Here is a 12,724-nt window from a genome sequence, read left to right on the forward strand (position 1 = left end):
TACTGGCACTGTTTTTTTGAATCAAATGAGATACATCCTACTTCCAATTTAACTGCGATGGAGTTGCTTCTTGAATATGAAGGAGGATGTCATATGCCTTGCCGAGTGAAATATTCAAATAGTATGGCCTATCCGGACCAATTGAATTTACCCCAATAAATATAGGAAGAGATTCGTCTAACCACGTTTTTACCGAGCCACTTGCTTTACGTAAATCTACAACATACTGATCATAATCGACTTGCCCAAGTGTGTAGTTTATACTTTTGGGGTCATCTGACTTTACTGTTCCATAAGGTCCAAAATCACTGCTATCATTTAATACGTTATATTTACCTGCATGTACAGACGTTCCGATGGTAACATAATCGTCTCCATAATGATCTGAAAGATGCTGACCGGACAATTTTGGATATACAATAGAAAGGATATTGTCTCTCGAGACATGTCCGTTATGTGCCCATACTATCGTTTTTCCAAATTGATTTTGAGTCCACTTCGCATTTTCATACATAGCGATATCATGTTTTAAGAAAAAATCCGGATCAACTTTCCCAGAACCTATAGTAGTAAACTGTTCGATTACACGGGCACTTTGCAATATCCATGCGTACTCTTCAGTCTTATCGAAAAGATCATTTTTATTTTGTTCCAGCATCGCAATGATTTGCTTGGCACTAGAAGCATACTTTTCTTTATCTACCTTAGCCAGCAATACATATTTGTTAATATCACTTGTTACTGGGATAAGTTTTGTCAGCTCTTCATGTAGTTTTGGAAGAAGATCAGTTTTGTTTCGTTTGACGTACTCCGAGATTTTATCATATACATCTTCATCTACTGATTGTATATCCATTCCAATAATTCGAACTTTCTTCTCATGTTTAGGGTCAGCATTATATTCGTAAATCCATCTGAACATATCTGTCATTTCTTTGGTGTCAAACATAGGAAGGAGGTGATCACTAGGATTACCTTCTCCGGTCAAGACGTAATGATTTATTTTCAAAATAGTTCCCCAATCCATTTCCATTACAAGGTTCGTAAAACCCTTCTCAGTAACCAAATATTGGACAATACGATGTTTCATCATAAATAGTTCACTCATGCCGTGTGTGTTTTCACCTAATCCTACTACGGATGCAGATCCGATCATTCCATCTAACTGCGCTAAATCTTCTAATGAAGATTGAGGGTCCGTCGACTTTAATGAAATGGCATGTTCTTGAAGCCACTGAACTGGAGTTCGTTCGTTCTTCTTGGCTTTCTCCGCCTCGGTTCCTTCAACTACTGATGTACTTGGTAATGGTGAAGATGATGGGGAAGTCCCATTAGAACATCCAAACAACGATAAAGCAAACATAGAAGCCATTAGTGCAATTGTTAATCTTTTTTTCAATTACTTTTCCTCCTTAGGTTTGTTATAGACAAGTCATATTAGTTGTGAATTGTCTCCCAAAGTATGAAGAGGAAGTTGTCATATCGACAAGATGCCATTTAGTCATAGTGATACATTTTAATAGAAAGTAATCTTTAGCGGTCCCATTATGACAAAATGTAATTAATTGCAATTCATTATATTCGTCTTTAAAGAGATTGTTAGCCAACATAAAACCATCATGAATAAGAAAATTTTTTTATGATTTTGTCAGGTTTTAGCTTCTAAATGGATCATATGATAGTGACACTGGTCAGACGGAGGAGAAATGGACATGAGCGCAAGTGAAGATGTGTCTAAAAGCAGAGAACCTACAGAGCAACAACTCGTAGCAATGGCACGATCAGGACGTAAGGATGCTTGGGACGAATTGGTTCGAACACATCGCCGCAGAGCATTGCAGTGGGCGAATACGATTGCGCGAGATAAACACCTGGCCGAAGACATTGTACAAGAAGCTCTCATCCGCGCTTTTCTGAACATGGGTTCTTTGGTCGATGTTAGTCGGTTCGAAGCTTGGTTCCGGCGGATCGTGAGGAATCAGGCGCTACGAAATATTAGAACCGGGTCCGCATACCACAGGGAGCAAACGATCTCTAATTTGGGAATGAGCAATGTGTCTCAGCAACGATTTGTATGGGGAGAGGTGGATGGAATGCTCGATTGGCTTTCTCGTCAATCTCCTTTAACTAAATCCACTGCAGGACCTGAGGAACTGGTGGTGGGATCAGAAATAAGGGAGCTAGTTCACTTAATTATGTCAAGCTTAAGTCGACGGGAGAAACAAATCGTTGAAGCCTACTTCTTTCAGCAAATGACGCCGGAAGAAATAGCGGAAAGTCTTGTCACATCAAAAGACAATGTATACAAACAACTTTCACGTGCTCGCCAAAAAATGCAGCAGGAGCATGTTCGTCTGCATCCGTCGGCTTGGTTATCCAAACAAAAGCAGTTTTTCAAGGAAGGGAAGAAGCTTTTGGGTAAACCGCTAATGGGACGAAGTAAGCCTGCGTCGCCTCTCATTGATTGTATCCATCGTTGCATGTCTTTCGTTGATAAGGAGGAGCTCACCTACGAAGAAGTTATGGGCTTTACTGGTTATGCATTTAAGCTTCAGATTAATCGTTTTCTAGCTGACGATTCAGGAAGCTGCGTGTACGATCTCGATACAACAATGACTAACGGATTATTGAATTTGGGATTGCATAATCGGTATTCAGGCGGATTTATCGGTGAGCCCCATACCCCTAAAGATGAGAGTGAACTGAACTTTATTATGGATATGATTCGTACATCTATAAGTAAAGGATTTCCGCTCATAATCAATAACGACAATTTGTTTACGGACGAATTTGTAATTGTTTATGGCTACGATGATGAACGGCAGCTATTGCACGTATCAGATGCCGGTAAAGAAGTAACGATATCATATTCTGCTCTTGGCCGAACTGCTCCCTATTATATCCATGCAATTGACGATACTTTTGAGATCGACAAAGCTTCATCTTTATATCGTACACTTCAGCTTGCAATAAAGCATGCACGGGGTGGCGAAGTGACATTTCATGAATACGTTAACGGCTTAGCCGCTTACGATGTGTGGATAGAATTGCTAGAACGAGACAAAGTAGATGCTCGGGGCTGCGCCGAATATTTGTCAGTTATGCAGGAAGCTCGTGGATCAGCGGCTGTACTATTACGAAAAGCAGCAAACGGATTATTCGACGGAGTAGACGAGAAATGGTCGATTGCCGCAATGACTGCTGCTAACCATTTTGCAGAAGTGGAAGCTGCTTTTGCTAAGTTATGTCAGCTTTTCCCTCTGCCAGCTGGGGTTGATTTGCGTGTAAGAGATCATAGGATGCAAGCCGTTCAATTGCTGCAAGAGGCTCGAAACTCCGAGGCGCAAGCTATCTCGGGACTTGAATCACTTGTAGGCATGCTTGTTGAACGCGGTGTCGATAATACTCCAGGGTTGCCCATTCAATTACCACCGCACCCGTATTTTCTTTTTGGAACGGAGAATGAAGAAGATGAACGAACCGAGATTGCCGAATATGAGATAGAAGCTGTCTATGTCTATGTTAGGCATCTGAAGAACAGTGTCATGTTTTATTCAGAGCTTTTTGGTCTCGAAGTGCCTCCGGGGTTGGAGGACGGCCCTTGTTTCGTCATTCAATTAGCGGAAGGAGTCAAATTGGTCTTACTTGACCCTCGCATTTATTTGGATCAACCACGGTTCCAGATGCGTTCATCAAATTATTCTCAATCATTGGAGAGATTGGCTGAACTCGGATTAAATATAACGATCAAACCGGATAACGGATTGGATATGCGATTTCTTGTTTTCCGTGAATGGGGTGGCAATGCACTAATGCTGAGCAACGGACCTTTGAATTATCCGAGTGCAGCACCAATCCAAAGCGGCAGTTCCATATTACCTATTATTAACTGTATTTATCTAGAAAGCACGCAACGAACACGCACGCAGGAAGCTATTTTGGGATTGATAGAAAAACAAAAGATTAAGGTAGAGAGCTCTCATCATAACGGATTCAGCAAGCTCCTTTCACCTAGTATTGAGTTAAGAGTGTTAGCAAATCCATTCAATGACAGGTTTGTCGTACTTCGAATGTCAACCGTGAGTTTGAAGGATGCGAAAATGTTAGTACAGCGCATAGGCGGTACAATTCTCGACCGATCCGCCCTCCCAGTGGAAGAGGGGGACTATTTCGATTTTCACGATCTAGACGGCACAATCATCCGCATACGCCGAAATTAGTACAATACAAATCTCATAACGATGCAGGAGGAATAACTATGACCATATTAGTAACCGGAGCAACTGGAAATGTTGGTCGTCACGTAGTCAATGAACTTATCCAAGCAGGCCAGCGTGTACGTGCTCTGTCGCGCAACCCAGCAAAAGCGAATCTCCCTGAAGGGGTTGAAGTTGTGTACGGAGACCTTTCTGCACCGGAGACTCTTGAACCAGTATTACAGGGGATTACCGGCATTCACCTGATCACGTTTGATGGGGGGAAAGGTTTCGCCCCGCTAACAACGGGACCTGAGATCGTTCAGCTAGCCATAAAAGCGGGCGTACGGCGAGTTACTGTTTTATGGAATGGTGAGAAAGGTCCTATGGAGCAGGCCATAGAAGCTAGTAGTCTTGAGTGGACTCATCTCCACCCCGTTGAGTATATGTCCAATGCGCTTGGATGGGCTGATTCTATTCGTAACGAAGGCGTAGTTCGAGAGCCATTCGGGCACACATTAAGTGCCATGATTCATGAAGCTGATATCGCTAGTGTTGCGGCGACTGCACTGATTGAGGAAGGTCATGCCGGCAAGTCATATATATTGACAGGACCCGAAGTGCTGACCGTGCCGGAGAAAGTACACGCCATCAGTTCAGTGATCAATCGTGAAATCCGTTTCGTTGAACTTACCAGACAGCAAGCACGTGAGCGAATGCACCAATCAGGCATCCAAAACGAAGTCATCAATTTTGTCATCGAATGGCATGATAATCCACCCGAATATGGGTACACGGTGCTTCCAACCGTAGAGCAGGTTACCGGTCGGAAGCCACGCAAATTCGCCCAGTGGGTTGAAGAACATATAGGGGACTTCAGCTAGCGTATATTGCATATGCATCTCAGTAAATAGTCGGTTTTCCTTACTTACGGAGAGCCGGCTATTATTTTGTGGGGGTATAGTATTCCGTTATTCATATCAGAGAACTATCCTTTTTAACAAATGTAATCAGATCCGGAGTAAGTCGATCCAATGACCTTCTCTAGATCTTTTTATTCTTTATATTGTTAATTTAATCAAAAATAGTATATTGGATATTGAAAGAAAGTTTATTAGGAGAGGGGGGAATCTAGCAAACCTTGCAAATACAATTTGCGAGAATCGCATGAATTGCGAATAACTAGTCAGGGGAGAGTGAGTTTAATGAAAAAGCGTTTGTTATCTTTATTCGTCATAACTAGTATGTTGTTTACAACGATGCTGCCTAGTTCATTTGCATCCAATGAAGTAACAAGTACGAATAGTATAGGATCTTCGGCATCACCTGAGCAACCGCAGATTTATTTAAAAGCAGGGACAGAAGAGCTGATGAACGATCAAACAATCGAAAAGAAATTCAGTTTTCCATCCGAAGACAGTTCAAAAAACAAACTTTTTATCGTTCAATTTTCAGGGCCAGTTGATGATTCTACTAAGCAATCACTAGCTTCCGAAGGAGCAATAGTAGATGGTTACATCCCAGACTTTGCTTTTTTAGTCAGTATGTCTGGACTTCAAGCTGAAAGAGTAGCAAGTCTCGATAAAGTAAGCCGAGTAATTTCATATCTACCAGAATGGAAGATCTCACCTGATATTTCGAATAAGGCATTGATAGAGGCTCGAATTACCGTTTTGAAGGGCAAAAATTCCGAAGTAGCTGGACAGCTTGGTATCCTTAAACTCCAAGCAAAGCAAACTAACGAGCAGTTTATTGCTACTACTCTCCCCAAGTCGGAAATTAATACGCTCAGCCAAGACGATAATGTAATTTTTATTGAAGAAGTTAAACCGATCACGACCTATAATGCTATGGCTACAGAAATAGTAAAAGCAAGTACACCTGGAGGCGCTTGGGCGAGCGGGTTAAACGGAGAAGGTCAAATTATCGGTGTAATGGATTCCGGGTTAGATACGGGAGTCGTTAATACCGTGCATCCAGATTTGCGAGACCGACTGCAAGTGGCACCAATTGCTTACGCACGGACGGAGTGGTCGGATTTAAGCGGGCATGGTACCCATGTTGCTGGATCGATTGTTGGCACAGGTGTACAGTCAAGTGGAACAAACAAAGGCGTTGCGCCTGCCGCCAAGCTCGTATTTCAATCAGCAGGAATGGACAGCGGATCTGGCTTACAAATTCCGTACCCATTCAACAACGCGCTTGCTGAAGCAGCTTCTCACGGTGCAACCATCCATACCAATTCTTGGGGTGGCGGAAATAGCTATAGTGAACTCGCCCAAGAAACGGATCAATATGCATTCGCTAACAAAGGGTTCACCGTTCTATTTGCAGCGGGCAATGGCGGGCCGGATTCTAATTCCGTTGGCGACCCTGGTCTAGCCAAAAATGTAATTACTGTAGGAGCTACGCAAAATAATCGCCCCGATGTCGTAGGTCCTTGGCCTGCAAATAACCCTTCGCTAGTGGCCGACTTCTCTGCACGAGGCCAGACAGCGGACGGTAGGATCAAACCGGATGTAGTAGCTCCGGGTACGTTAGTGTTATCAACGAGATCCTCTCTCGCTCCACAAGGCAAGTATAAGCCAGAGTTTGATGCGAATTACGGATATAGCAGCGGTACATCTATGGCTACACCAATTGTGGCTGGATCGACGGCATTGGTACGACAATACTACACCGATATAAAACAAATTGTTCCTTCTTCAGCTTTACTCAAAGCTTCAATTATTAATGGGGCTCAGGATATCGGCTATGGCTGGATGAGCCGAGAAACAGGATGGGGCAAGGTAGATTTGCAGAACACGCTGTTCCCGACTAACGGAAGAAAAAATGTATTTGTAGACGATTCACAAAAGAGTGTAGGTACAGGTCAGCAATCCAATTATCAATTCCAGGCTAAGAGTGGCCAAGTTCTTAAATTCACACTTGTATGGACGGATTCTCCAAGCGCTTTGTATGTTGGAAGAAATTTGGTCAATGATTTGGATCTGCAAGTTGTTGCTCCAGATGGTTCTGCTTATAAAGGAAATTGCTTTACGAGCAATAGTGCCAGCACATCCTGCGCTTCATTCGATCGGTTAAACAATGTCGAAAATGTTTATTTTCAAGCTCCAGCAGAGGGAACTTATAGCGTGCGTGTTACTGGATATAACGTCCCTTATGGTCCGCAGCCGTATGCGTTGGTTGTATCTGGAAATGACGTTGCGACAGGCAACTTTGCTCCTACGATTGATATAAGCAAGTTCAATCCGGTTGACAACTTTTATTTGCAAGGAAGTTCAGGAGCAGTAAATTTACCGAATGCAGTTATAAAAGCCTACCCGTGGAATGATCCGAATGGTAATGGAATCGTAGAGCCCTCTGAGCTAGGTATATCTCACGATCTAGGAGTAAGCTTGCCTGACGGTGCTGTGAACGGTTATGGATTAACATCGCTAGGAGTAGGTACTCACCGATTTGTTATCACAGCTACAAACGAGTATGGGGAATCAAGCAAAACGACCCCGTTCACATTAACGCTGACCAAAGGTTTTAATCCCAAAGTAACAGTTGCACCCAACTTGCCGGAAGCAATCATTCAAAATAATCAAGTATCACTCAAGTGGGATAATGTCCCAGAAGCAACAAGCTACGAAGTGAAAGTGTCCGAATCAACTGGAGGGCCTTACACCACATTAACAAGTGGGTTAACGACAAACCAATATACGTACGCTCTTCCCGCAAATGCTAAAAAATCGTACTACTATGTCGTTACAGCTGTTTCAAGCGGGGGAATGAGCAATTTTTCACCAGAAGTAAGTGCGTGGGTGCCGTCAAATTTCTGGATTAAGGCAGATCCGGCTGACGGGAAAGTGGAATTGAGCTGGACGAAATCAGTAGGAATTCTCGCCAATCATTCGAGCTACGCTATTTACCGTAAAATAAACGGAGTGACTAGTTTAGTTATAACGAGACCTTCGCACGTTAACCATTTTGTAGACACAACAGTTGTTAACGGAACAGAATATCAATATCAGCTAGTAGCAAACGATTACAAGTATCCAGCAGAATTGAAAACCGCTTCTAATTGGGTGACAGTGACACCAAGCGCTAGTTCACCGGGAAAACTGATATTGTCTGCGAAGTCGACTGACAAACAGGTGCAGTTATCTTGGACCGCTTCGGCAGGAGCAGGCAACTATGCGATTATCCGTAATGGAGTGACCATTCAACCTAGTATGACGGGTACTTCCTATACCGACTTGAATCTAGTCAACGGAACTGCCTATACATACGAAGTGATTGCTTACAATACAAGTACTAGCACAAACCGTAGATCGGATACGATTACCGTCACGCCGCACTTGCCTGAACCGTTTCCTGTCACCCTCACGGTAACGTCGGAGCCGAGTCTATTACGCTTGAATTGGACTGCCAACCATGCAGCAAGCTATGATATTCAGCGTTCTACTACGTTTAATGGCTCATTCTCGACGATCGCTACCTCCATAACGGGTACGACATACACCGATTCAACAGGTACGAGCGGCGGTAGGTACTATTATCGTGTCATAGCGAAAAATACTTCTGGAAGCGCAACTTCTAATTTGGATAATGGGATATTGAACGGATCAGCAACGACAATTCCACCAGCACCCACCGGTGTTATCGCATTACCGGGAGACAGCACTATACAGTTATCATGGACATCTTCAATTGGAGCAGCAACTTACACTTTGAGGCGAGGGACGGCAAGCGGCGGGCCATTCACTCCGATCGCCATTAATCTAGCTTCAACGTCATATCAAGACACTAACATAACAAATGGTACGACGTACTACTATGTAGTCACAGCAAGAAACGGGGCGGGGGAGAGCAGCAATTCTACTGTTGTACAAGCGACACCAATTGCGATACCTAATCCTCCCGTTAATGTTCTTGCAATGCCAGGTGATGCGAGCGTTCAACTGTCATGGAACGCAACAATTGGAGCTTCAAATTATACAGTCAAAAGAGGGACGGCAAGCGGCGGACCGTTTACTCCAGTAGCTAGCAATTTGACAACGACAACTCACAATGACACTGCCTTAATAAATGGCACAATCTATTATTATGTCATCACAGCGAATAACGTATCTGGAGAAAGCAGCAATTCCGCTGTCGTACAGGCAATACCAATAACATCTATTCAGATTCCACCAGCGCCGACAGGTGTTGTTGCATTGCCAGGTGATACGAGTGCGTTAATTTCGTGGACGGCTGTATCTGGTGCGACAAATTATTCAGTTAAAAGAGGGTTTGCTGCTAGTGGACCGTTCACTACCGTCGTCAGTAATTTGACAACGACGTCTTACAATAACGTCGGCTTAACGAATGGCACAACCTATTATTATGTCATTACCGCAAGCAATATTGCTGGAGAGAGCGGCAATTCTGCTGTCGTTCAGACAATTCCAATCGCATTACCTGCAACGGGAATTCCCGCTAGTCCTTCGTTAAGTCATACTAATCAAGGAAATGCAAGAAATTATACGGTGAAATGGAACATATGGTGGGGAAATAACGGATCGTCGTGGAAGTTATATGAAAACAATAATGTCATTTATACAGGTGTGCTGACGGACAATTCGCCACAAGCCCAAACAGCCTCCTACGCTCTTACAAACAAGCCAGCTGGTACCTATACGTATAAAGTGGAATTGACAAATAGATTTGGCACAGCCAGCAGCGGCAATGTGACAGTAACTGTTAACTAAGATAAATTTCAAATCAAGTAATAGGAGTCATTCATAATCCTGCTAAAGGATGAGGATGGCTCCTATTCCATTTGCGAGGGAGCGGGATTAAATCATGCTAATGATAGCTAACTTGCTAGTCCATGGGTAAGTTAGTGATAATGCTAAAAAGAGGAAAAACTGTTACAGTATCGAATAGTAAATTTTAAAGCTTCCACAGGAAGTTTAGTGAAGTTAGATCCTGAAATTCTTCTGAAATAAAGGAGTTGCTGACAATGGAAGTTACAACATACAGAGAATTTATTGAATTAGTTGAGACGTATAAGATTTTTCCCTTTTCAAACTTTGTATCTGAATATCCATCTCTAACAACTGTAGCGGTAAACAATGATTGGCACACAGGTAACGACTCCGACCCATGGCAATGGAGAGTTATGATCATTCAAGAAGGTGTTGCAGCGTATGGGAAGTTTTTCGGTGACAAAGCGTGTTTTATTCATAAAGAGCTATTTCCAACATTCAAGAAAATAGTTACTTCTAACAAAACAGTAGAAGAAAGATATCGCAATGGTCTTATTTCACAGTCGGCTTTTCATCTTTATAAAATAATAATGGAACATAGTATTATCGATTCACGAGATTTAAGAAAAAAAGCAGGTTTGAATGCTAAAGAGGATAAAAAAGAGTATGAAAAATCACTTGTTGAACTTCAAAACTATGGTGATGTAGTTATTACTGGAGCATCGAAACAAAGCGAAAGTGATTCAGGTTGGAGCAGCATGTGTTACACGCCATCGGATTTATGGTTGATTTCGGTGAATGCCAACAGGGATGACATGTCCATTGAAGAAGCGAAAAGTTTGATGCTAGTGGAATTGTCCAAAACCTGTTCAGAAAAAGCATTAATATATTTTGCTAAAAAAATGAAGCTAAGTATAAATAGATAATTATAAACGTTGTAAATGCTTTTGCTTAATGAAAATGAGTGTTGCAGCCATAGATTGGCGACTATTTGGGTGAAACAGTGTATATAGGTACCAATAAATCGCTCAGGGACAAGATCTATTCATCATAAATGGTGATTTTGTGTTATTAGATATGTCGGATGACAAAGATGATTAGCCCATTAAATGGCGCTGTTCCATAAGCAGAGTAATCTACTTTAGGGCAGCATCTTTTTGTTGTTTCAGGAGTGCTTCTCGTCCGGCACGGAGCAGTCAACCCTTGTAACGAAACCTATGATGCCTATTGCACAAAAAAACGCTCTTTTTTCATTCTAACGAATTCTAGAAGCGTTAAATGCAGTTTTATAGTAGAAAAGGAGCTACTTTTATCGAAATAGCGATTCTGGAGTCGTTAGAAAACGAAATAGGCTATGTTGATCAAATAAGAGTTACTGGTTCGTTCGCTATGGGAGACAAAATTTTTTTTAACCTAATAAAAAATCAATAAATTATGGAGGTTTTTTATGACTACTATCATTAAAATAAGAGCAAGTGTATTTATTCCTATGTCATGGACTGAACCTGTGATAGATAATCAAACGGGAAACGTAGTCCAATTCGAAGGTGACTCGCGTGAATTTACTCCAAATGCTGTAAACACTATGCGTTCCAGAATTGAACAAGAAGTGGTTGTAGATTTTCACAAAAAAGAAATCTTCGTACATGCGAATACTGGGGTGTCAACAGAAAGAGTCACGTCTCCAGATGGTTCTGTTAATAGAAGAACAGGAAAAGCTAGTACAGAAGGTATTTCGTGTACTAATATTCATTGGGATATCGATTGTGTCAAGTTTAAAATGACTGCAAGTGCTAGTAATCCATTAAATGCCTATGCGCCTGCCGTTGACTATCTATTAACTGTACAAGTCAAAGGTAATGGTATTATCGATATTCAAGGTGCACATGATGGATTCCCTTGTTTTGAATTTTATAAGCAAGTGAATTTTGGACCGTTTGAACAAATTTACACACATGATTTCAGAGAAACTGGTGATACACCTGAAGCTCTAGGTGGGGAAATGGAATATAGATTTAATAAAACATTGTAACATCATGTTTCCTGTGCTGATTGTAAAATTTTCAATAACTTAACTGTGGAGTGAATTAGAGCGAGTTTCAATGGTGATATGCTGCTTTTGTTTTGCACGGATTCAAAAGATTTTTTTGAATTACAAATTTTAGGTTACTTCGACAAAGGGGAAATGATAAGGTATTGCCGAAACATAAAATGATAGTAGGACGGGAGGGTAATTGATTTTAGTGACGTCATTAGTTATAACAAGAAACGGATTCATCATTTCTTTTAAAAAGGAGATTAATTATGACTAGAAATGCAAAGAGATCTATCCAAGTATTATTAATTATGGTTTTTCTGCTATTTAATTTTAGCGCCTTATCCTCTGCCGAAGGTTCAACAACATCGCCCACATCTACAACTTCGAATGGATATATTGAAATTGAATTAGGATATATCGATTATAAATTCAATCTCGAGCTTTCAGGCATTGCTACTTTTCTACAGGGAGCGACCCAAGGCAATTTTTCTCTTATCATGTACTTTAAACCGCCAAACGGCAATTACGGGATAGATACAGGATATTTAGCAGGGGTAACCTCAAATAATGGTCAACCTCAATCATTTAATGTGAACGTGAGGGACCAAAGTTATATTCGACCTTATTATTGGAATGGTCAATATAAATTAGGGATTCAAGTTTGGGATAGCAATATCGAACTTAGCAATTTGCAAACAACAATCATTCCTTGGCAGCCCTAGTATTTAAAACGAGGGCGAGTAAGGAGCTCT

At 41.7% G+C, this 12,724-nt stretch carries 7 protein-coding genes; 6 read left to right on the forward strand and 1 reads right to left on the reverse strand.

Features of this window, described 5'->3' with window-relative positions:
* Positions 1-37: 37 nt before the first annotated feature.
* Positions 38-1,399 carry an erythromycin esterase family protein gene (locus MFF31_RS17025; RefSeq protein WP_238189477.1) on the reverse strand — a complete coding sequence of 454 codons (1,362 nt, stop codon included), beginning with the start codon at positions 1,397-1,399 and terminating at the stop codon, positions 38-40.
* Between the two features lie 313 nt (positions 1,400-1,712).
* On the opposite strand from MFF31_RS17025, the gene MFF31_RS17030 reads away from it, so the two are divergent.
* The 6 genes from MFF31_RS17030 to MFF31_RS17055 all read left to right on the forward strand — a co-directional run bounded on the left by MFF31_RS17030 (position 1,713) and on the right by MFF31_RS17055 (position 12,694).
* A complete protein-coding gene (locus MFF31_RS17030) occupies positions 1,713-4,220 on the forward strand; it encodes an RNA polymerase sigma factor (RefSeq protein ID WP_238189479.1) in 2,508 nt (835 codons plus the stop codon).
* A gap of 38 nt (positions 4,221-4,258) precedes the next feature.
* Positions 4,259-5,080: an NmrA family NAD(P)-binding protein gene (locus MFF31_RS17035; RefSeq protein ID WP_238189481.1), complete on the forward strand. Its 822-nt coding sequence runs from the start codon at positions 4,259-4,261 to the stop codon at positions 5,078-5,080.
* A 321-nt stretch (positions 5,081-5,401) separates the two neighbouring features.
* Positions 5,402-9,934 (forward strand): S8 family serine peptidase, encoded by a 4,533-nt coding sequence (locus MFF31_RS17040; RefSeq protein ID WP_238189483.1) that lies wholly within the window; start codon positions 5,402-5,404, stop codon positions 9,932-9,934.
* A 254-nt stretch (positions 9,935-10,188) separates the two neighbouring features.
* On the forward strand, positions 10,189-10,860 hold the full coding sequence (locus tag MFF31_RS17045; RefSeq protein WP_238189485.1) for an AlkZ-related protein: 672 nt from the start codon (positions 10,189-10,191) through the stop codon (positions 10,858-10,860).
* Between the two features lie 521 nt (positions 10,861-11,381).
* Positions 11,382-11,966, forward strand: coding sequence for a DUF3238 domain-containing protein (locus MFF31_RS17050; protein WP_238189487.1), 585 nt, complete (start codon positions 11,382-11,384; stop codon positions 11,964-11,966).
* Between the two features lie 272 nt (positions 11,967-12,238).
* Positions 12,239-12,694 (forward strand): hypothetical protein, encoded by a 456-nt coding sequence (locus tag MFF31_RS17055; protein WP_238189489.1) that lies wholly within the window; start codon positions 12,239-12,241, stop codon positions 12,692-12,694.
* Positions 12,695-12,724: the final 30 nt, after the last annotated feature.

The organism is Paenibacillus sp. L3-i20 (genome assembly GCF_022180385.2).
Classification (GTDB): domain Bacteria; phylum Bacillota; class Bacilli; order Paenibacillales; family Paenibacillaceae; genus Pristimantibacillus.

Coding starts and splice junctions, on each gene's coding strand:
- MFF31_RS17040 (WP_238189483.1), top strand. CDS start 5,402: ATGAAAAAGCGTTTGTTATCTTTATTCGTCATAACTAGTATGTTGTTT.
- MFF31_RS17030 (WP_238189479.1), top strand. CDS start 1,713: ATGAGCGCAAGTGAAGATGTGTCTAAAAGCAGAGAACCTACAGAGCAA.
- MFF31_RS17045 (WP_238189485.1), top strand. CDS start 10,189: ATGGAAGTTACAACATACAGAGAATTTATTGAATTAGTTGAGACGTAT.
- MFF31_RS17050 (WP_238189487.1), top strand. CDS start 11,382: ATGACTACTATCATTAAAATAAGAGCAAGTGTATTTATTCCTATGTCA.
- MFF31_RS17055 (WP_238189489.1), top strand. CDS start 12,239: ATGACTAGAAATGCAAAGAGATCTATCCAAGTATTATTAATTATGGTT.
- MFF31_RS17035 (WP_238189481.1), top strand. CDS start 4,259: ATGACCATATTAGTAACCGGAGCAACTGGAAATGTTGGTCGTCACGTA.